Origin of the sequence: Bacillus sp. FJAT-22090, assembly GCF_007676755.1 — a bacterium.
Lineage (GTDB): Bacteria > Bacillota > Bacilli > Bacillales_A > Planococcaceae > Psychrobacillus.
Genome location: NZ_VEBK01000015.1, coordinates 26,370 through 47,802, shown reverse-complemented (window position 1 = coordinate 47,802; position 21,433 = coordinate 26,370). Strand labels below are relative to the sequence as shown.

The window sequence follows — 21,433 nt, the reverse complement described above, 5'->3', positions numbered from 1 at the left end:
TTCACCCCTCCAACTTCAATTCCAGAATTGCATCTCGTAATTCTGCAGCTCGTTCAAAATTAAGTGCTTTCGCAGCATCTTTCATTTCTTTTTCAAGATTTAATAGTAGCGCACCTTTTTCCTCTTTCGTTAAAGGTTTTCCGCTTGTTAACTGTTGCGCATAGCTAGCCTCTTCTTCCGCCACTTGTGACGCACGAATAACTTCTCGGATTTTCTTTTCAATTGTTTTTGGAGTAATTCCATGCTTTTCGTTATACTCCATTTGGATTGTACGACGGCGTTTGGTTTCGTCCATCGCCTTACGCATCGAATCGGTTATTTTATCTGCGTACATAATTACTTCACCATTTGAGTTTCTTGCTGCACGGCCGATTGTTTGTATCAACGATCGCTCAGAGCGTAAAAACCCTTCCTTATCGGCATCTAAAATAGCAACAAGCGATACTTCTGGTAAATCGAGTCCCTCTCTTAACAAGTTGATCCCTATAAGTACATCATATACCCCTAAACGAAGGTCACGAATAATTTCTATCCGTTCCAATGTTTTTACTTCAGAATGCAAGTATTGCACTTTAATGCCAATCTCTTTTAAATAATCCGTCAAATCCTCGGACATTTTCTTCGTTAATGTCGTAATAAGCACCCGCTCATTTTTGGCTGTGCGTTCATATATTTCATTGATCAAATCATCAATTTGCCCTTCAATCGGCTTCAATGTAATGACTGGGTCAAGTAAACCGGTAGGTCGGATAATTTGTTCTACCATCTCTGGGGTATGCTCTAGCTCATAAGGACCAGGTGTCGCTGAGACGTAGATTGCCTGGCTGACATGATTTTCAAATTCACCAAAAGTAAGTGGTCTGTTATCAAGAGCTGATGGTAATCGAAAACCGTGATTTACTAATACTGATTTCCTTGCTTGGTCACCATTAAACATTCCTCTAACTTGGGGTAATGAAACATGGCTCTCATCGACTACTAACAAAAAGTCCTTTGGAAAATAATCTAGCAATGTATAAGGTGTTGCCCCCGCCTCTCGAAGCGTTAAATGACGTGAATAGTTTTCAATACCTGAACAGAAGCCCATCTCTACCATCATTTCCAAATCGTAGCGAGTACGTTGCTCTAACCTCTGTGCTTCTAATAATTTATCCTCACTACGTAATAATTTCAGTTGTTCCTCTAGTTCTTTTTCAATATTTTCAATGGCAATTTTCATCTTTTCCTCACGTGTAACGAAGTGGGATGCAGGGAAAATTGCTACATGTTCACGTTCCGCTATAATTTCCCCTGTGAGCGCATCCACTTCTCGTATGCGATCGATTTCATCACCAAAAAATTCTACTCGAAGACATCTTTCGTCGCGGGATGCAGGGAAAATCTCTACAACATCTCCACGGACACGGAAAGTACCTCGTGTAAAATTAATATCGTTTCGTTCATATTGAATATCTACTAATTTACGTAATAGCTGATTTCGCTCAATTTCCATTCCTGTTCGAAGAGAAACGACCATTTCTCTGTATTCTTCTGGATTCCCGAGACCATATATACAAGAAACAGATGCGATAATGATGACATCTTTTCTTTCAAATAATGCAGATGTTGCCGAGTGACGAAGCTTATCGATTTCCTCGTTTATACTCGAATCCTTTTCAATATACGTATCTGTTTGAGGGACATACGCTTCTGGCTGGAAATAATCATAATAACTCACAAAATATTCAACAGCGTTATTCGGAAAGAATTCCTTAAACTCACTGTACAGCTGTCCTGCCAGTGTTTTATTATGCGCCATCACAAGTGTCGGTTTATTTGTTTGCTGAATAACATTCGATATGGTAAATGTTTTTCCGGTACCTGTTGCACCAAGTAATGTTTGATGTTTTTTCCCCTCTTTTACACCTTCCACTAATTCTTTTATTGCTTCTATTTGATCTCCTGCTGGCTCATACGGAGCTTGCAAATCGAAAATTTGTTCCATACATAAGCCTCCCACTTTCTGAATAATTTCAGTTTACCATACTCTTTTTTTGAACACTAATAAAACGAACGTATGTTTTTTAGTTTTTTAAAAGGTTAGGTTAGACAAGCTTTTGGACACTATAGAGATATTGTGTCTTAAGGAAGTGTCCACTTGGATTTCCGCTGCAGGACGGACGCTTTCCGTGGGGTGAGTGATGAGCCTTCACCGCCCGCTTTGGCGTTCGTTGTGAAGTCTCATTTGACTCACTTGATCCCACTGGAGTCGCCGTCCTTCAGCTCCAATCCATCCAAATATACGTTTTTGTCTGTATTTATTTTCCACTAAAAGTTAGGAAATGGCTAAGAGAGACCAAATAGCTCGTGAAAGCAACCAATTCAATTGGCAACGCAACCAGTTTGAGCTTGAAAGCAACCAAATTGGCAACGAGCGCAACCAATTCTCTACTCAAAGGCTAGCGGACACTGATTGCCATGCACTTTACTTTAGGTCTCCGCTTAATTTACATGTATAGGATGTTCCATTCAATATTGCGCAACATTATGAATGGACGGAACTTTATGCTTGGACGCTGACTCGTTATGCTCGCATAACAACATTCTTTGCTCGGAGTGGAAGCAATTTTCTTTGATTTTCTCTGCTGGCGGCGACTCCTGCCGGATGAGTGGGCAAATGAGACATTCCAACGAACGCGCAAGCGGCGGGAATGGCTCATCGCTCACCCGGCGGAAAGCGTCCGACTGCTGAGAAAATCATAGCGGTCGCTAGTCAAACGCACTGCACTAAAACGCACTATCCCTATACTGCGCTTCATATAAAAGCGGCGTACCTTCCCACGAAATAAAGAAAAGCCGCTCTGCATAAGCGGCTTTTCGTTCATCATTTTGAATTGGTTAACTGTTGTAATGCATCCGTATACTGAATAAACGCCTTTTCATCTTTTTGATCTAGTGCTTCATCTATTAAAGCCAATAATCGTTTACTGCTCTGTTCCCGGTGGATAATGTTCAAAAACATATCAAGATAAATTTCATTCAACAATTTTTCTGCAGAACTTTCTTTCCCTGTTTGACTCATTGCCTTTAAAAAATCCGCATATGAATATTGTTTGTCCATCTCCATCACCCCGATGCCTTTTTTCCATTATATAAAAGCTGGAGATGAGTTGCAATCATTTTAAGAAAATTACGATTTTATAGTTAATAATAAACATTTTGAAAGTTCGTTATATTTACTTGCTATATTTCCAAATTTAACTATAATTGAGATATAACTTACTAAGGAGTGAATATATATGTTTGATAAAGTAGATGAAAAATCTTTCCTCGTTTCATTTGATACCGCTGTACTTCAACCAATTGTCGTAAATAACAAAGTATTCACAAAGGTTATTAACTTTTCTGGAGAAACGACAGTCATAGGGAAAAAACCTTTCGATATTGTCCGTTATTCTTGTTCTTATTACGGTTCTTCTTTTCAACAAGCCTCTAAAATATCGAAAGAAACCATTGGAAATTATCTAAAGCTACCTATTCTTATTGCACATGATTTTGGGAATCCATGTATTTTAATCCCAATTCTCTCTCCCAAATCAGATTTAAATATATGGTTTTCACTTGGAGCTATATCATCATTTTATCCTACCGATCATGGCTGCATAATTGTATTATCGAATGGTCAAAAGATACATGTACCTTCATCTTCCAATACCATTAGTCGACAAGTTGGATTTGCAAACATTTTAAATATGCACTTTCTAAAAAGAATGAGTCATCTTGTAAATAATGGTTTCATTACGGCCCGCAACCCCCTATTTCAAAAAAACCTATTCGGTTAATGTAAATTTTCTGCAAGGGCCAAATACATCGTGAGTAGTTCTTCCACGCGATTGCGGAGTCGGACATTTAAATAACGACGGTGTTCTTCATAGCCACCATGAAAAAATACATATTCAGTGAACATATCATCTCCTTCTCCGCGAAGAACTTTCATCGTATGTCTTTTCATATAAATATGGGTCTTTTTCAATTCTTTCTGAACCTGCTTTGCTGCCCCTTCTACCATAGCTATATATGGCCGTTTTAATTTAAAAGGGCTCTGTTCAAATATCATTCGATCCTTCTCTAAAATAGTTAATACCATTGGGAGATAAATCATGTTTTCTAAATACGGGATGGCCTCTTCCGATATTAACGGCATATCGCATTCTCCTTTTCAAGAACATCTGTTCTATTTATTGTACAACTTTTTAAAGAAAAAGCAATAAGTTAGAAACAATATATTGAATCCAATACTGTTAATTTATACAAACCTTCTTTAAGTGGGCAAAAAAAAACTACCACTTCAAAAGAAATGGTAGTTAGTCTAGTATTTCAGTTGCCCAACGACGGGCTTCTAGGTACAGCCCGTTTAACGTTTCATGATCAATAGTAAGTTCGGCTGCTTTAGAATTCATGTCATCCCACCGAACTTCATCACAAGCGATAGTAAGCTCTAAAAAAGGAGACATTTCGGTCTTGCTTCCAGAAAGTGTTGCCGCAACTTCATCTGAAAGTGGTAAATCTTGTAGTAAGTGAATCATCGGTCGATGCAATAAGGTATCTATTAAAGAAAACATTCCTATTAAAAAGTACTCGGAGGCATTTTGTAAAAACTTTCGTCTTGCGAGCAACTCACAAAGCTTCGCTCGAAATAAGGATGCTTCAATTAGGGCAATTCCATCTCCAAGATGATTCGTTTTCGACTCTCTTAGCAATAACACATATAACCAATGACTCAATTCCTCTAATCCAAGCATTAAAACGCCCTGTTTTATCGAACGAACCTTAGATTTTGTACGAACAGCAGGTGAATTAATCATCTTTAATACTTTAAAGGAAAGAGAAACATCTCGCTCGATTTCATAGGAAATCTCCTCAACTGAAACAGTTTCATCCCGTAGCAAACTAATAATTCGAAAATACTGAGCTAAATTGGCTGGTATTTCTGTTCCTTTAATAATTTCCGGTTTAGCAAAAAAGTATCCTTGGAAAAGCTCATAACCGACAGCTCTTGCTTCGTAAAACTGTTCTCGTGTCTCCACTTTTTCCGCCAACAATACAATATTAGGATAATTTGCTTTAACAATTCGTTCGATTGCTTGTCGTTCTGCCAATGTACTGGAGAGGAAATCCACTTTAATAAAGTTAACTAAAGAAAATAACTCACTATATAGAGTAACGTTTTCTTGCAGAACAAAATCATCTAAGGCAATTAAAAAACCAAGTCTCTTAATCTCTCGTAATTTCTGAAGCAATGATGCTGTAATAGGAATATCCTCTAAAATTTCGACAACAATTCGATCTGCTGGAAATTTAGAAACTACTTCTTTTTCCAATAAGTTTTCCGTAAAATTAATAAAACATAATTTCTCACCTGCTAGTTCATTAATGCCTATTGTTAAAAAAGAATGCGTCAATACATCTAACGTAGCAGCATCACCATCTATGGTTGGCATAGAGTTTTGCTGACTATTTCTATACAATAATTCATATGCAAAAATCTGTTCATTTTTACCGAATATTGGTTGTCTCGCAACAAATATATCCAAGTGAATACCCCAAATCCTTAAATTTTCAATAACATAATTGTACCAAATTGGAAAAATAAAATCGATCAAATTTAACATATTTCTGCAGATTATACGTTAAAAGACGTGTCTAAAGACATAATTGCGCATATACTCTGCTTCATCTTACACTTTTTCTTGCTCTAAAAGACAGTAAAAGTAAGCGAGGTAATTAATAAGAACGATAGATGACAGACTACTAGTAAAATGTTATGTTTTGTATGGGGAATATTACTACATGTAGGGGGAGAAAAAATGGGAGCAATTCGTTATGAACAACATGGAAATCTAGCATATGTCATATTAAATCGAGCAGATGCGCTAAATGCATTTAACTACGAGATGTTGCGCGAGCTTGGCGACATCGCAGAATCCATTCGTATTAATCCAGATATTCGAATCGTTATTTTCACAGGATCTGGCGAAAAATCTTTTAGTGTTGGGGCAGACTTAAAAGAAAGAAAAACATTAACCGATCAACAAGTAAAACGTAATATTTATAAAATTGGCGAGGTTTTTTCGGCTATTGAAAACTTACCACAGCCAACCATTGCCATGATAAATGGATATGCCTTCGGGGGCGGAACAGAACTTGCCCTTGCATGTGATTTCCGAATCGCAGCAGAAGACATACAACTTGGATTAACCGAAACAAGTCTAGCAATTATTCCAGGAGCTGGCGGCACACAACGTCTACCAAGACTTATTGGAGAAGCAAAAGCAATGGAGTTAATCTTAACTGCTAAAAGACTAAAAGCAGAAGAGGCTTTAGCTTACGGACTAGTAACGAAGGTCACGTCTCGTGAAACGTTGAAGGAAGAAACAGAGAACTTTGCGGCGCTTATGCTCGCGAATGGACCGATTGCCTTACAGCAAGCTAAGTTTGCCATCAAACACGGGATGAACGCAGATTTAAATACTGGCTTAAATATTGAACGTAAAGCTTATGAAATAACCATTCCAACAGAAGATCGCGTGGAAGCTTTACAGGCATTTAGCGAAAAAAGAAAACCAGTGTTTAAAGGAAGATAAATAGAAAAGGGACTGTCTCTTGAAGGGATGAAGCTAAAAGCTCATCCCTCTTTCTTAGCAATTAACGTATATAACGCTGGTCGTTGATTTAAAATAAAGTTTGATAAGAATGGTCTCTAAACAAGATACATAAGAATTATATGTTTTATAAAAATTAAGTTGAGTTGCAATCACGTTTTTTGGTTTTTCTTTGCTTCAGAGAATAAATTTAAAGAGTAATGTTATAATGAAAACAAATAACCAATATAGTGTAATGGCGGTGATGATATGTTATCTCAACAAGAAATCCTTGATGAATTGTCAAAAAACTTTAATATATGGAAAAAGAAATATGGTGTTAAGCGAATTGGCTTGTTCGGTTCGTACAGCCGCGAAGAGCAAAAAGAATCCAGCGACATTGATGTGATAGTAGAATTTAATGATACGGACTTGTCTTTTGATAATTACATGGATCTAAAATTCAACCTTGAGGATCATTTTCAGAAGCCGGTAGATTTAGTCATATTAGATGATATTAAACCCGCTTTAAAAACGAGTATTTTAAGGGGTGCAATATATGCAGAGGGAGCCTAGAGTTTTTTTAGAAGATATTTTATCCGCTGCAGTTAAAGTGGAGAAATTTATTAGAGGAGTATCCTATGGCGATTTTTTAGATAATGATTTAGTTTCCGACGCGGTCATTAAGAACATTTTGGTTATCGGAGAAGCGACCAAAAACATTCCATTAGAAATCCGAAAAATGAATCCTCAAGTTGAGTGGAGAAAAATGGCTGGAATGAGAGATATGATGATTCATGGTTATTTTTCCATTAATTATCGGATTGTTTGGGATGTAGTACAAAACAAAATCCCTACACTTAGGCAACAAGTAGAGCAACTTTTAAAAGAAATTGATTAACTTTCTAACGATTGGCAGCATCTTTTATATTGCGTCCATTGTATTCGCATGGAGTGGTTTTTATATAATGAAAATGAGGGGATGAAGCAAGAACTCATCCCTCTTTCTTTTTCTTAGCTACTAACGTATATAATCCTGGTATTTTATTTTCCATTCCTCCAGGTGAATTTACAGGAAATGCCCACCTAACTCCTGCCTCTTCCTCCAGATAAGTAATATGGAATCCTGCATTCGAAATAGCTGTAACAATTTCACCTAATGTCCATCTTCGAATATTCACCTTCTTCAAAGTGGCCCGTTCTTCCTCCGATAGTAAAAAATGATAAGCCACATCTTCTTCCACTACTTCTTTGCTAAAATAATTGCCACTAGCACTCATTTCATTTCCTTCTACATTCAGTAGCTTTGAAAGAACAGGATGGTAATCTCTTAAAATGAATTGTCTCCCTGGCTTCAGTGAATCATAAACAACTTTAAATAGTGGGTGTAGATCAACAAAATAATGTAATACTCCCAATTCTAAAAGGACAACATCAAAGTCGGTTAAGCTCTCCTCCACTGGAACTTCTAAAATATCTGAAACTATGTATTGTATATCCACGTTTGCTTCGTTTGCCAATTCCATCGCATATTTTTTGTTGTCTTGCGAAATATCGACGACCGTCACTTCTGCTCCTAACAAAGCAAAAGATACCGCCTTATTTCCTTTGGATCCTAAAAAATTGGCGATTTTTTTATCTTTTACCTCTCCTATGAACTTCAAATAGTGTTCTATAGCATTCGTAGGATTCTCAACTAACTTTTTAGCATATTCTTTTGGTGACCCATGTCGATTTGTCCAAGCTTGATAAGCGGATTGATCCCACCCTGATCGGTTCACACGACTAATTGTTTTTTGGTCCATCTTGCCCTCCTATAAATATAAATAATGAGTAGACTTTTTATATTTCGCCTCTTTGCTAAACCCCAACGAAGTGTAAAAACTATCCGCACTTTCAGTATCTGTATATAACACTAATACATCAAAATGTCGTCTGGCATTAGAGATAATCTCATTTAATAAAAGCGCTTCCACTCCTTTTCTTCGATAAGCAGAAGCGACGTAGACCCTTCTTAACCGACCTATTTTCTGATTTTCCGTAAAAGGATTTATATTAAGTCCTCCAATGGCCACAAGTAGTCCTTCTATATTATAGACACCATATAAAGTTTCTCCTGGTTTATGAAAAGTATTTATACCGTCCCTATACTCATCGACAAGCCTGTCTAGAAAACGAAAGCCGTCTTCTTTACTTTCTTTTACTAAATGGGCAAAATCGATTGCTAATAAGTTTTCTATTTGTTTTATTTCCAATTCGCTCAAGCTTTCACCTCCAGCAAATCTTCCACTTTTCTTTTCAAATAATCCCTTATCGTTAACAATTGTTTCGTATCTATAATAGGATTCTGCTCCTTGCTTGCATAAGCTGTGACAACTTGTTGTATGGTCGAGTCGAGTGAAAAGCTTGTGGGAGATGGCTTAGTCCCCATTTGCCAGCTTCTTGTTTGGAGGTAATTTTTTCTTCTTTTAAATAACAATAAACCCGAACCAAATTTAACGTACAGTAAACGGGATTTAGCTCGATATTTTTCAGACAATCTTCATAATCAAATAGAATAGAAGCAAGATAATGGGATTTCGGAACAGCGGGGAAAACCTTGTCAATTGACCTTCCCCATAAACAAATCCCTCGATGATTTACTATAGTAATATGTGCGGCTAAATCAGGGTCTTCTTTTGGCATATCGCTCACAAAAGCCGCTCCCTCTTCATACTTTTTTCTCCAATGTTCACTATAATGAAAATCAAATGGTGTAGGGTACTTCCACTCTTTCAGTTGTCCTTCATTTAAAAACGTGACTTCTGCAGGGAACGGATTATTTGAACATTCTAGAAACAGCTTTAGCAACCGTTTTTTTATTTCCATAGATAGGGAATCTGTAGTGACAACTAGTATATCTATATCACTCTTGCTTGGATTAAATCCACCCATAGCTAATGAACCATGTATATAAAAACCGATTAACTTATCATCTAAAATATCCTTTGTACTATCTAGAAGATGGTGAACAAACATGTTGACTTCTGCGGAAGAATTTTCCCAATTATATACCATGAGTTAATCTCTCCTTTTTGTATCTCTAGCATTATAGAGAGTAATAGTAATAATAATTGGAGTCATTTATAAAACCAATCTTTTCATAAAGTTTTTGAGCATTTACGTTTTCGTTTCCTGTCTCTAGTAAGATTCCTTTTGCATTCGTTTTTTCCGCAAGACCGATTGCTTTTTTTATTAATTGTTCAGCAACCCCTTTCCTACGAGCTGTTTCTTTCACGTATAAATCATTTAGCACCCATGATTTTTGCATGCTCACCGATGAAAAGGATGGAAATAATTGCGTGAACCCAATGGCTTCTCCCCCATCGTAGGCGATAAAAACTACGGATTCCTTTTTAATGAACCTTTCTTCTACAAATTTCTTGGCACCTTCCAGATCTGATGCTTGTTTATAAAATTGCCTATATAAGTCGAAAAGCTCCGTTAGGGAATCAAGGTCGTTTATAGTTGCTTGATGAATATTCATGGATCATAACCTCCGTAGCCGTATTTTATTCAACCGTATCTAGTAGCAATACATCCACATTATTAGGATCTTCCCAACTAGAATACATTTCTAAATGCCATTTATCCTTCAATCTTTTTAAGCCTTTTTCTTCTATCCACTCATGTAAGCTATTATACGAATTCCTAATCATATTATTAGATCCCGTATGTTTAAGAGCTCCATATTTCTGGGGAGGAACAGTTAGCTCGACCATACCTTCTGGAATATCTACATACTCTTTTACTTCTACACAAATCCAATATCCATCCTCTTCTTCAGTGGAGTTATCCACGACAAATGCTCCTATTTGAAGAGAAGGATTGATGACCTGTTGAATTTCATGCAGCCGTTTTTGTAATTCTATAGATGCTTTTGGTATTTCGTTTACATATTCATCTCCTGGACATAACACTCGAAACCCAACTAACTTTATTTCTCCTAGTTCTTTGACCTCTTTCAGCTGAAAAAAACGCTCAGACAAGACGATCCCTCCTTAATCCTTGTGCTCTTAGTCTATTCTTCACTACTAGCCAAAAACCCTTCCTCTTGTGATAAGCTTAACATGAGGTGTTTCGAATGAAGCGTAAGCCAATTTATGTGGAGCTATCTATCGGTGCAGAAATGGAGAAGTTATGGGATGCCACACAAAGACCAGAGCAGCATGAACAATGGGATCTCCGTTTTTCGTCTATCACCTATTTACCGAAACAAGAAAATGAACCGCAGCATTTTGAATATAAAACGAATATAGGGTTTGGTTTGAGCATTGCCGGATGGGGAAAAAGTATTGGTACTTTCCACGCGGAGGATGGTTCCAGAACCTCTTCCTTACATTTTGGAACAGACCAAGTAATGTCTATCATTCAAGAGGGAAAAGGATACTGGAAATATAAAAATGAACCAGATTCTATTAAATTCCTAACACAATACGATTATAAAACTAACTTTGGAGCCATTGGTCGCTTTTTTGATTTCCTTGTTTTCAGACCTCTCATCGGTTGGGCGACTGCCCTAAGCTTTGATGTACTAAAGAGATGGCTAGAAAAAGGGGAGTCACCATCTTCCCAATACACACGTTTTTTCAGCTATTGGCTGATCACCATTCTATTTTTCTTCATATGGGTGTATCAAGGTTTAATACCTAAATTAGTTATGATGCATCCTGCAGAAATTGCAATGACGAAAAATCTATTTTCCATGACGACAAGCCAAGCTTCCAATATCGTGTCGTGGATTGGCATAGCCGAAATGGTTTTTGGATTAGTTTGGTTATTATATAAAAATAAAAGAAGATTATTAGGTTTACAGATGATTCTTTTACCTTTATTGACTATTTCTGCTGCACTTGCAGAACCAGCATCCCTTGGTCATCCATTCAATCCAATAACATTCAATGTCGCTTTATTTGTACTTACCATTATTGGATTTTTCACGAGTAAAGATATTCCTTCCGCAAGAAGCTGCAAACGGAAGAGGTAAGGAGATTTCGTATGTCCATTTATAAGCAGATCATGGGGAAACAATTTTATCAGCTTCAACCAATGCTCCAACAGCGATATACACTCTCCGAGGGAAAACCCTTTAAAGCAAAAGGGATGATGAAGAAAATAAGCGTAGGACCTAAATGGCTGCTCCCCTTATTTTTCCTAGGAACTCGTTGGAAGTTTTTATTCCCTGAATCAGGAGAGCATGTTCCATTCAGCATTACTAATACAAGCCAAACTGGGCCGAATGGAGAGAAACAAGTACATTGGGAAAGAATTTTTTATTTCCCCGAAAAAAAGAGATATTTTAATGCGCTGATGAGCTTGGATTATAACAATCATGTCGTAAAGGATTACCTAGGAGAGCCGAGTCTATTTTATTCTGAATTAGTATTCTTTGTTTCAGATAAAGGACATATGCGAATTGAGTCCCGTAAGCAGCGTTTTGTTATGGGACCAATTGAAATTCCTTTACTGAGAATTTTCCAAGGGATTGTCCAAGTAACGGAATATTATATAGAAGAAAAGGATGTTTTTTTTATACATGTTCTCATTAAGAATCCTTTAATCGGTACTTTATTTGAATATGAGGGAGAATTTAAAGCGGATGACCTTTAAGAAGATTGTGTTACTTCATATTATTTTAAGTCTAACGGTTATGTTTTTTAATAACGACCCATGGTATTTTTTAATGTTAACAGTAGCGCAGCTTTTATTTGTGCCCCTTACGTTACAATTAATCTTAAAAAAAGAAAATAGACTGTATTATTATTTTGCCATTCCGGCTTTTTTAGCTGTCTCCATCCTACAAACGACGACCAATACTAAATTCGATATACTATTGGCAACGATTTATCTACTTTTCACATTTGTTGTTGCTTTATATGGCTTTGGGCGATTTCTAGGTCGGGGCTTTACACATTTAGAAGAATTTGCGATTGATGTGGGAATGATGTATTTATTTATAGGTGGTATGTGGTTTTTCGCATATACCGCACAAATTGATACTGGATTCTCGCCTTTAATTACTTGGCTAACGGCAATCCATTTTCATTATTCTTCTTTTTTATTGCCTATTTTTGTTGGTTTTCTCGGTCGTTTATATAAATCCACCTTATACAAATATGTCTGTGCAACTATCTTCATTTCTCCGATAATCGTAGCAATCGGTATAACTTTCTTTCCTTGGTTGGAAGTCGTTTCTGTACTTTTCTATATTTTTGGGATTTATGGGTTGATCCTATTAGTTTTTAAAGCACCGTTTAGGAATACCATACAGAAATACTTGATTCGGCTATCGTTTGGAGCTTTAGGTATTACGATAATTTTTTCGTTATTGTATGCAGTAAGATTCTCCCATGTAGGTATCGACTTTATGTTACGTTTTCACGGATTCTTTAATTGCGTATTATTCGCTTTATGCGGAGTGATCGGCTGGGCTTTATATACACCATCATCGAATGAAAGAGACTTGCGATTTCCGATTAGTCAACTGAGAGGAAAAGGTATAATTGGGGAACAAGTTTTAACAAAAAGTTTGGGCACCACAACTTATAAAGGACTCGTAGATGATATGGGGATGTATGTGGAAAAAGAAAAACTACCATCCACTATCGTCCATTTTTATGAAAACACGATTCAGTACAGATTATTTTCAGAGGTACACTGGCACTCGTGGTTTAAGCCATTTGCCGCTGCCTATCGAGTGGTCAGTAAAAAAGTCCAGCAACTCAATCTTCCTTTTTCCAATAAACAAATGGAAATGACAGGAGATATTGTAGCGATAGAAGACGGACGCGAAAAAACAAGAGCATGGATACGTAAAATTGACAAAGAGGTTATTTTTGTTGCCCTCTACTCCTTTCATCAAACAAATAATAAAACGTATATGAACATTGCCCTGCCACTGCCCTGGTCCTCGATGATTGGAATTCTAGAGTTACAACGGCACAGAGAAAAGCTTCTTTTAACAAGTAACGGAACTGCTGAATCGGAAACCGGGATTTATATAGCAGTTCGTAAATTCATATTCAAATTGCCGTTGCAAGAGCAATTTTTAATAGAAGAAATAAAGGAAAGCCATCTTCACGCCGAGCATCAGATGCGAATATTCTCCTTACGCTTTTTAACGATCCATTATGTTATTTCTTTAAAATAAATCAGGAAAAAATATAACTAATTTTAATGTTACATGGTCTAACATTTTGTAAAATTAAAGTAAAAATGCACATAAAAAATGAGCCGAGAAAAGTATCTCTAGGCTCTTTTTTGCCGTCTGTTTTTTGCTAAAGCATCCGTTAGCTTAATAAGGCTAGCCTGGCCAGTCAGTGGAAAAAGGAATAATCTCAATTCGTTATTCTAAGATGATTTTTAAGCACTTTAAATGGAGTAGAATAAGAATCTTTAAATTTCTTAATATGATTTGTTAACTCAGACCAATTACTTTCAAGAAATGGGTGTATTTGAGTGGTATCTGCAATACTATACAGTTCAATTAAAAAGTAAAGGGTTTCCCATATCAAATAGTCTTCGTCTAACTTAAATAACATCTCTATGACTTTTGGTAAATAGTTAAATGCTTCTTCAGAAGTCATTCCCTTAGTAACTGATTCAAAAGAATTACTGAAATACCACTCGTCCTTTTCTAATTTATCTTGCCATTCTTCATAAATTTCCAGTAATCTATTATCTGTTTTAATCACGTCCAAAATTAGATTCAACTAACCTCGTGCGTTCATTATATATAAGCGTTTTATTTAAGATTTACTAAATATAAGAACCGCACCAACAATAATGACAAGCATAAATGCCATTAAGGCAAGACCAAAAAAAGACTGTTTTAAGAAGAAGCTAAAAATAACGATTGGGGTACTAATCATAGCGACAATTGATACAAATTTCATATATCGGACAACATATGGAGAAATCTCGGATTCCTCTTGGTACTTCCAACGTCGTCCAAATAGAAAACTTTCTTCAGGGCAATTATAGGTCCAAATAAAGAATGCATAAAGTGGAATCATAAAAATTACTGCTAAGACGATTTCACCTACCATATTTCCCCTCCTTCGTGAATTCCTTACATAGGATTGAATAAATCTTTCCAAAATGAAAATCCAATTACTACTGATACGATTTTGAAGACTAAAGGTTACAAAAGATCTGCGTCGTATTGCCTTTTTCTCTAAATCGTAGATTCATGGGAGTTGAAGAGTGATGAGAGTAAAAATCCAATTTGCTACCTCGACAAATGCCCTACAAGAGGTTCATCTCTTTTTAGAGACTTTCTAAAAAGCATTCTTGTACCCATAAATAGCATAAATCCTATAAAACAACTTAGTAGGTTTAGAATAATGTCATCCACATCAAAATAACCTGACAAAGAAATTAATTGAATAATCTCTATGCTGAGTATCAACAAAAAATCATCGTTTTAATTATATTTCTTTGAGAAGGAAAAGCCGCGGGTATTAGGAATCCCATAGGTATAAAAGGAATGATATTCCCTAGAATATTTATAAAAGCTACACCAAAGCCTATATTATTTATATAAGCTTTGATTGTTCTAAAAGGAACTAAGTTTGCACCTGATTCTCCTTGAGCCCTACGTTCCATATTCGATTGTATGGTATGGATAAGATGTGATATACTTCCATTGAACTTAATCACTATAAAATTAAGCACTAGTAATATGTATATAATAAATAGAACTTTACAAACATTTCTAAACACCTTTGAAAACCTCCGCAATTTTTATCCATCTCTTATGGTTTGAATTTACCGATTAAATTATTGAACTAACCCCTACATACCAAAGTAAGAAAGAAACAAACTACTAGTATAGGAAGAGTTAAAAAAATGTAAGTTTAGCATTGTATTATTTAATTCATTCGATTTATTGAAGTACCTATCTATTTAGAATAACGATGTTAAAATAATCTAATTAAAAAGACACCTGCTATAATAACAATTAAACCAAATATTTGAATTGGTTTAATCCGGTTTTTTAAAGAGTTAAACAGTCCGAATTGTTCTACCATCAAACTACCGGCGATTTGTCCAAATAAAGTAAGGATTACAGTTTGTCCATTTCCAATTTGATCAACCAAATATATATTTATGAGAACGTAAGAACCACCTAATACACCCCCAAGCCATATCCACCAAGGAGCTGCCTGCTTAATTGGCTCTTTAATATTTGTGTAAGAACGATCCATTACCCCAACAATCATTATTAAGGTAATAGCACCTACAAAAAATGAAATAAGAGCAGCGTGTGTGGAAGATTGAAGGACTTTTCCTAACTGGCCATTTATAGCAATTTGTATAGCCATTAGCATCCCTGCCATCATTCCTACTACACGCCAAAACCATAGATTTAATAAGTTTTTCTGAGCTGTTTGAGAAGGATCAGTATGAGATTTAGTTTTCATGCCTTGTATGGCAACAGCCAAAAAAACCCCTACTAATACTAAAAATACACCCACGATTCTGCTCAATCCGAAAGAATAATGTATTGAGTTAAACCAACCGTAATTATCTATTATCATACTCATCAGAGTCATTCCCAATATTGGTATAATTGATGTTTGCACACTTCCCAATTTAGGAAACAAAAGTATATTAGTAGTTAAAGCAATCGCACCACAAATGCCTCCCAGCCATATATAAATAGGTTGAGTAAGGAATAAGTCTAATGGAATACCCAATGGTGAACCACTAATTATTATTGTGAGAAATAAGAATACTACTCCAACAACGAATGAAATCATTGAAGCTAAAAAAGGGGAAATCACAAACTTTCTTAATTGGGCATTAATGGCTGTTTGCACAGCAAAAACGGCTCCGATACTTATAGCTAAAAGTATTGCAAACATAGAAATCCACCTTCACTTTATCGAATCTGTAACTAATAAAAAAATGAATACGACGGCATTGTTTAAATCAAAGCCATTGTCCAATGTAATGAATGAATAAATAAGGATGCTCTTTCTTACTTATGCTTTTGGTCCTTTATCCACTGTAGCCAATAAGAAAACTCACATGCTAAGTGCATTTGATGCGATTTAACAATGCTAGTAGGACAAAGTGCCGGGAACTCAACAACAAGGCTTACTTCTATCCCATTATCGGTATCTTTGAATTGATGTCGAACTCCTCCTATACTCGTACCGTCTTTCATACGGGCAACACCTACCGATTGATACTTATAAGAGTTGTCTCTAGGTGTTTTTAATCCAGTTTCGTCATCAAAGACAATGAAAAATTGAACAGGAAACGGCGAATTACCAGTCGTTTCAATGACCTCCAGCTCGTTTTCTCCAAAAGGTCTTAAGACATAATGATCAGGACAAGCTGATAAATTTACTTGATCATTTTCGTGCGATTGCTTTAGCATAAAACGATCAATTCCCTTTATAGCTTCTTTTGCTGTAATTCCATCTAAATAGATATTTGTTTTAGAAAACTTTCGTCTCTCTCCAGACAAAGCCGCGCCGACACGCATCATTATTCCACTTATTCTAAGTCTAGATTTCAATTTATCGTACATTTCGTTGTAAGAATATCTCAACTTTAGTTCCGTTAACTTTTTTATCATGGAGTCTATATCATTTACTTCAGGTTCTCTATGTCCTAATGTACTCAAAACTTTTTGAATACGTTCTTTTTTCCATTTTGTAAGTTGTTCTTTTGAAATATTGTTTCCGTTAATATAAACTTTCATATCAATTCTCCTGTATTCTTAATTAGGGTTTTCCAACAGTCATTAAATTTCCACATTGCTATTTTATATATCTTCTGTTTTTTGATCGTATCGTAGTGTGGTTAATACCAAATTAACCATCTCTTTCTTAGTATCAAGATTCAACTCTACTTTCTCCGAATGGGCAATGCTACTAAGACCGTATAAAATAAATCCAGAAGCTAAAGTTGGGTTCTCAATCTGGAAAATCCCTGTTCTTTTCCCTTCTTCAATTACCTGTTCTATTAGTGGTTGTAATTGCACGAATACTTTCTGCTCAAGCTGAAAGTGTTGTCCCGTCTGAAATGAACTCACATTTTTATATGGTGCTAGTTTTTCAGCAAATGCCCAAAATATCCCTAGAGATTCTTGCATCTTTTTCATTACAGAAAGTTCATTTGATGAAAGTACTTGATGGATTTCTTCCACGTTTTTCACAATAAAATTATTCAAAATTTCATCAACAAACTCTTCCTTAGATTTGAAGTAATAATAAAATAAGCCCGTTGCTACGTCCGCACGATTAACTACATCCTTTATGCTAAATCCTCCCATACCATTTTTCATATAAAGTTCAAAGCCAATATCCATTAGCTCTTGTCGTCTTGCATCAGGTTCTTTTGATATTCTTTTCATAAGCCATCTCCTAATGGATTATTTAATTTGACTGAATCTGATTCAATCATAATCGACTGAACTATATTCAGTCAAGTGTGATTGGTTTAAATTAAAAACGGATTTTATACATTTTAAATAAATAAACCCACCCATTTTGAAAAAATTGCACAAAATGGGTGGGCGTGATTTTGTTGTGGAGTTTTATAAAAAAGTTCGATGAAAACCTATAGTTTAAGAGCATTTCTTCACTATATCTATGAGCAATACTAAAAAAACTGATCGTAAGATGAAGATTGCAACTTTACTCTTTGTAATAGACAAGCTGGCTGGTTGTAGCTAGCAATTTTCCTTCTGGACTCCACATTTCCGCTGTCTGGTCGAAGAAGCCATCGCGATATTGAAGCGCACGAGCATGGCCTAACACTTCTTTATTTCCATGCTCTGTAAGTTCATCCGAATCGATATGGTAATAAATAGTGAGTGAAACAGTGCCAATAGGTACCATCTGTTTACGCCGCACGTAAATACGCGGGAAAAACGCATCGCACATTGCCGTAAGTGATAAGAAATCAATCGGTCTTCGTGGTTCATCTTGAATCCATTGGAGTGTGACAGAATCGGTCGTATCTTTTGTATTTGGTTGCGATAAGGCGAGTGGAGCCCCTTGTACAATTTTCATGTCGTAGTTATGTACCCAAGGAGGCATCCCTACTGACGGAAAACTCTTAACTTCTTCGGCAGTTGGTACATGCGGAAACGTCATTTCTGTTGAAGACCACTTTTTGCGCCTACTTACAAAAACTGCAGTACCCGTGATAATAATGTCCTTATCTTGACAGAGTTCAATGAACCAATGCTGTGTGGAGCGATTCGTTCTAGCCGGTGTAGCCTTGATGTTGAAATTTCCGTCTGAAACTGGCGCTGCATAGTTAATAGTTAAGGCCACTGGCTCTCCTTTTCGTTCCGGATGCTCCATTACAGCTCTAAGAAGAGTAGCCGCAATGACACCGCCAAATGGGCCAACCATATTAGCGTACCTTTCTGATGTGTGACCGTAGTAAATCCCAGATTCCTCAGTCAACTGTGTGGCTGTATCAAATGGGTGATTTTGTTCATTAAATTTCATAATAGAGTCCCCCTTGTTTTTAAGCAGAATACTCCCCCAAAAGCATTATCATATTACTTTATTATCTTTTTAGTTCTCTTTCAAAAAACAGGCAATGTAGACACAAAGTGTTTACTCACCTACTAGTCACTAACCATCTCGATCTCCCATATTTTTAAGTTAAGTGATTAAGACAGTTGAAATTAAAAAGGATGTTCCAGTATGTATATTAAGAGAAGTTCTTTTTACGAGACTACTTTTTGCTGTTTTCTAATTTCTTTAAGTATATTAAGGATTTTTAAACCATCATTTTGTAAACCTCCTACATGTCTTAGGAATGAAGGATATATAAAGGGAATTGCGGAAGTAAAAAATACTATTAAACTCATAACTGCAACTCTGTTAATTATTATGCCTAACACACCTGAAATTAAATAGGAGATGAAATATAGTGTTACAAAGCCAAGCAATGAGGCGATCGGTCCACCTGCCGAAAAAATAAGATTTTGTTTATTTGTAGATGGTGGTAATTCTTCGGGATTCGAAACATTACATATACCTGAAAAGGCTATGGTTAGATAACATGTAATTCTTCCAAGACTTAGCTTCAGTTTTTTCTCTTTACTGAATGAACCAAGATATATCTCTGCCTTTGCTTTCTTATTTCGTAAAACTACTGTAATTGCATGTCCCATTTCATGGATAAAAAAAGCCAAAGTAATAACGAGTAATACTACAACCACTTCAAGAATATTCAGCAAAACGTCCCCTCCTTTCTCTATGAGTAAGTAGTAATGGTACCTTTTTACTACGCTAGCAATAAATAAAAAGTTCAAATATTTTCTTGGGGTTATTGCTTAGAATTCTCATCAGTTGGTCGTCGTTTATGTTTTTCATTAATTATTATTTTGTTAAGTATCCTGACTTCACCAACCATTAACAATCTCATATCTTCTACGATATACTTCGCCAACTCTTCGTCAGAAATGTCAATTCCATCAATATCAAGACGAAATTCCTGCCCTTGTATTCCTCCACCATTAGTAAAATCTATTTCAAAGTCGAATTGAACTCTTCTATCCATTTTTTATCCACCTTATGTTAGTTTTGGGTTGTTCATCTTCTACATATTCTAATGAAATGAAACAACCTCCTGAGCTAAACTATCGTTTTAGTTTAATAATAAAAGTGCCACACTTCTTCTTGAAGTAAAGCTTCCGTTGGTTTTATCAGGACTTGTTTTTATCTAGTTTGTTAATAACTTCTTTTATTGTATCTATTACAATTTCTGGATTTTCCAAATGAATTGAATGACCATCGTCAGTCTTAATTTGAATCGTATTATTTGTTAAATTAGAAAGAATATTTTGATGTTTTACCCACGAAGCATCATTATTGTTAGAACTTAAAACAGTTATTGGTAGTTCTTTATTTAATGGTTTTGAGTCTCTTAATTGAGAGGCAGATTCTTCACTATAAAAGAATTCTTTATATACTGCTTCGAATGTTTTTGGGTTATAACCAATATAGTTTATATATTTTTGATAAGGTTCTGGCAAACGTTTTCTGCCAACTGGTTGCTTTAGTAGTCTAGGAATACCTAAGCTTGAAGTTATATATCCCAATCTAAATAACTTCAAGTTTTTCTTATGAATGTTCTTACGTTCTTCATCCCATTCACTACTCAAATATCTTTTTTCGTGTACTGAATCTATTAAAATTAAAGCTGCCACTAACTTAGGATATTTACTAGCAAACAATCGCATATTTAAACCACCAAATGAATGTCCTACTAACACGTACGGAGGTTTTGTGTTTAATTTTTCTAACACTTTTATCAAATCCTCAACCACGTTTTCACTTGTATATTTTCCTTTCACCGATGAACTCCATCCATATCCCGCCCTATCGAATGAAATAACCTTTGAAAATTCAGAAACTTTAGGTTGGATATAATACCAGTCAATTGAACAACAGCTTAATCCAGCATCTAATATTACTGTATATTTTGAATCATCGCTTCCAGAATCAATTGTATGAATTACTCTATCATTTATTTTTACTAGATTTCCTAATCCGTTTACTTTATTTTTCTTATTAGTGTATATATTTACTAATGTTAATGGAAAGCCAATGAATCCAAGTGTGGTTTTAATAACTTTTTCATTCTTCATATAACCTCTCCTTGTATCATCTAGAGATATGACTGTATTATTGACTGCTTCTTTAATTCAAGATAAAAGTGCTACCTCAGACTTGAAATAAAATACCCCTCTTGCTCAATAATATACATATATTAACTTATTCAACACAACC

At 35.7% G+C, this 21,433-nt stretch carries 25 protein-coding genes and 1 pseudogene; 7 read left to right on the top strand and 19 right to left on the bottom strand.

The genetic code is table 11. The features are described from left to right. Window position 1 precedes the first annotated feature (1 nt). Together uvrB and FS486_RS16530 are read right to left on the bottom strand one after the other, a co-directional pair. Window positions 2-1,984: an excinuclease ABC subunit UvrB gene (uvrB, locus tag FS486_RS16535; RefSeq protein WP_144512973.1), complete on the bottom strand. Its 1,983-nt coding sequence runs from the start codon at window positions 1,982-1,984 to the stop codon at window positions 2-4. Window positions 1,985-2,863: 879 nt separating this feature from the next. After that, window positions 2,864-3,100: an IDEAL domain-containing protein gene (locus tag FS486_RS16530; protein ID WP_144512971.1), complete on the bottom strand. Its 237-nt coding sequence runs from the start codon at window positions 3,098-3,100 to the stop codon at window positions 2,864-2,866. Window positions 3,101-3,278: 178 nt separating this feature from the next. Between FS486_RS16530 and FS486_RS16525 the strand changes: the two genes are divergently transcribed. Beyond that, window positions 3,279-3,821: a competence protein ComK gene (locus FS486_RS16525; RefSeq protein WP_144512969.1), complete on the top strand. Its 543-nt coding sequence runs from the start codon at window positions 3,279-3,281 to the stop codon at window positions 3,819-3,821. On the opposite strand, the gene FS486_RS16520 is transcribed toward FS486_RS16525, so the two are convergent. Together FS486_RS16520 and FS486_RS16515 are read right to left on the bottom strand one after the other, a co-directional pair. Beyond that, a complete protein-coding gene (locus tag FS486_RS16520; RefSeq protein ID WP_144512967.1) occupies window positions 3,818-4,183 on the bottom strand; it encodes a YhjD family protein in 366 nt (121 codons plus the stop codon). The two genes, FS486_RS16525 and FS486_RS16520, sit on opposite strands and share 4 nt — an antisense overlap. Window positions 4,184-4,343: 160 nt before the next feature. Beyond that, a complete protein-coding gene (locus tag FS486_RS16515; protein WP_186321493.1) occupies window positions 4,344-5,573 on the bottom strand; it encodes an EAL and HDOD domain-containing protein in 1,230 nt (409 codons plus the stop codon). A gap of 273 nt (window positions 5,574-5,846) precedes the next feature. Between FS486_RS16515 and FS486_RS16510 the strand changes: the two genes are divergently transcribed. From FS486_RS16510 to FS486_RS16500, 3 genes are all read left to right on the top strand, one after another. Then, window positions 5,847-6,623: an enoyl-CoA hydratase-related protein gene (locus FS486_RS16510; RefSeq protein WP_144512963.1), complete on the top strand. Its 777-nt coding sequence runs from the start codon at window positions 5,847-5,849 to the stop codon at window positions 6,621-6,623. Window positions 6,624-6,890: 267 nt separating this feature from the next. After that, window positions 6,891-7,196, top strand: coding sequence for a nucleotidyltransferase family protein (locus FS486_RS16505; RefSeq protein WP_144512961.1), 306 nt, complete (start codon window positions 6,891-6,893; stop codon window positions 7,194-7,196). Beyond that, complete coding sequence (locus FS486_RS16500) at window positions 7,180-7,521, top strand: HepT-like ribonuclease domain-containing protein (protein ID WP_144512959.1); 342 nt, start codon at window positions 7,180-7,182, stop codon at window positions 7,519-7,521. Before FS486_RS16505 ends, FS486_RS16500 begins: the two co-directional genes overlap by 17 nt. A gap of 94 nt (window positions 7,522-7,615) precedes the next feature. Here the strand turns inward: FS486_RS16500 and FS486_RS16490 are convergent, their stop codons facing one another. The 5 genes from FS486_RS16490 to FS486_RS16470 form a co-directional block, all read right to left on the bottom strand. Next, window positions 7,616-8,425 (bottom strand): class I SAM-dependent methyltransferase, encoded by an 810-nt coding sequence (locus FS486_RS16490; protein ID WP_144512957.1) that lies wholly within the window; start codon window positions 8,423-8,425, stop codon window positions 7,616-7,618. Between the two features lie 9 nt (window positions 8,426-8,434). Beyond that, window positions 8,435-8,884, bottom strand: coding sequence for a GNAT family N-acetyltransferase (locus FS486_RS16485; protein ID WP_144512955.1), 450 nt, complete (start codon window positions 8,882-8,884; stop codon window positions 8,435-8,437). Between the two features lie 70 nt (window positions 8,885-8,954). After that, window positions 8,955-9,677 (bottom strand): aminoglycoside adenylyltransferase domain-containing protein, encoded by a 723-nt coding sequence (locus FS486_RS16480; RefSeq protein WP_144512953.1) that lies wholly within the window; start codon window positions 9,675-9,677, stop codon window positions 8,955-8,957. A 31-nt stretch (window positions 9,678-9,708) separates the two neighbouring features. Beyond that, window positions 9,709-10,146 (bottom strand): GNAT family N-acetyltransferase, encoded by a 438-nt coding sequence (locus FS486_RS16475; RefSeq protein WP_144512951.1) that lies wholly within the window; start codon window positions 10,144-10,146, stop codon window positions 9,709-9,711. A gap of 25 nt (window positions 10,147-10,171) precedes the next feature. Next, window positions 10,172-10,648, bottom strand: a complete 477-nt coding sequence (locus tag FS486_RS16470) for a GyrI-like domain-containing protein (RefSeq protein ID WP_144512949.1) — start codon at window positions 10,646-10,648, stop codon at window positions 10,172-10,174. A 95-nt stretch (window positions 10,649-10,743) separates the two neighbouring features. Here FS486_RS16470 and FS486_RS16465 point away from each other — a divergent pair, with 95 nt between their 5' ends. The 3 genes from FS486_RS16465 to FS486_RS16455 are packed head-to-tail and all read left to right on the top strand — an operon-like array spanning window position 10,744 to window position 13,809. Further along, window positions 10,744-11,646, top strand: a complete 903-nt coding sequence (locus FS486_RS16465; RefSeq protein ID WP_144512947.1) for a DoxX-like family protein — start codon at window positions 10,744-10,746, stop codon at window positions 11,644-11,646. An 11-nt stretch (window positions 11,647-11,657) separates the two neighbouring features. Then, window positions 11,658-12,269: a DUF4166 domain-containing protein gene (locus FS486_RS16460; RefSeq protein ID WP_144512945.1), complete on the top strand. Its 612-nt coding sequence runs from the start codon at window positions 11,658-11,660 to the stop codon at window positions 12,267-12,269. Next, window positions 12,259-13,809 (top strand): YndJ family protein, encoded by a 1,551-nt coding sequence (locus FS486_RS16455; RefSeq protein WP_186321492.1) that lies wholly within the window; start codon window positions 12,259-12,261, stop codon window positions 13,807-13,809. Before FS486_RS16460 ends, FS486_RS16455 begins: the two co-directional genes overlap by 11 nt. A 187-nt stretch (window positions 13,810-13,996) precedes the next feature. Here the strand turns inward: FS486_RS16455 and FS486_RS16450 are convergent, their stop codons facing one another. From FS486_RS16450 to FS486_RS16400, 10 genes and pseudogenes are all read right to left on the bottom strand, one after another. Next, a complete protein-coding gene (locus FS486_RS16450) occupies window positions 13,997-14,371 on the bottom strand; it encodes an ABC transporter (protein WP_260858137.1) in 375 nt (124 codons plus the stop codon). 36 nt (window positions 14,372-14,407) lie between these two features. Continuing rightward, entirely contained in the window at window positions 14,408-14,707 is a 300-nt protein-coding gene (locus tag FS486_RS20235) for a hypothetical protein (RefSeq protein ID WP_186321494.1), read from the bottom strand. A gap of 182 nt (window positions 14,708-14,889) precedes the next feature. Next, window positions 14,890-15,383: pseudogene (locus FS486_RS20725) on the bottom strand (VanZ family protein). Between the two features lie 197 nt (window positions 15,384-15,580). Then, on the bottom strand, window positions 15,581-16,528 hold the full coding sequence (locus FS486_RS16430) for a DMT family transporter (RefSeq protein WP_144512937.1): 948 nt from the start codon (window positions 16,526-16,528) through the stop codon (window positions 15,581-15,583). A 116-nt stretch (window positions 16,529-16,644) separates the two neighbouring features. Then, window positions 16,645-17,376, bottom strand: a complete 732-nt coding sequence (locus tag FS486_RS16425; RefSeq protein ID WP_144512935.1) for a hypothetical protein — start codon at window positions 17,374-17,376, stop codon at window positions 16,645-16,647. 63 nt (window positions 17,377-17,439) lie between these two features. Beyond that, entirely contained in the window at window positions 17,440-18,030 is a 591-nt protein-coding gene (locus FS486_RS16420; RefSeq protein WP_144512933.1) for a TetR/AcrR family transcriptional regulator, read from the bottom strand. A 283-nt stretch (window positions 18,031-18,313) separates the two neighbouring features. Beyond that, window positions 18,314-19,138, bottom strand: coding sequence for an acyl-CoA thioesterase (locus tag FS486_RS16415; RefSeq protein WP_144512931.1), 825 nt, complete (start codon window positions 19,136-19,138; stop codon window positions 18,314-18,316). Between the two features lie 224 nt (window positions 19,139-19,362). Continuing rightward, entirely contained in the window at window positions 19,363-19,878 is a 516-nt protein-coding gene (locus FS486_RS16410) for a site-2 protease family protein (protein WP_186321490.1), read from the bottom strand. A gap of 89 nt (window positions 19,879-19,967) precedes the next feature. Beyond that, on the bottom strand, window positions 19,968-20,201 hold the full coding sequence (locus tag FS486_RS16405) for a cyclase (protein ID WP_144512929.1): 234 nt from the start codon (window positions 20,199-20,201) through the stop codon (window positions 19,968-19,970). A 145-nt stretch (window positions 20,202-20,346) separates the two neighbouring features. Beyond that, window positions 20,347-21,291, bottom strand: coding sequence for an alpha/beta hydrolase (locus FS486_RS16400; protein WP_144512927.1), 945 nt, complete (start codon window positions 21,289-21,291; stop codon window positions 20,347-20,349). Window positions 21,292-21,433 lie beyond the last annotated feature (142 nt).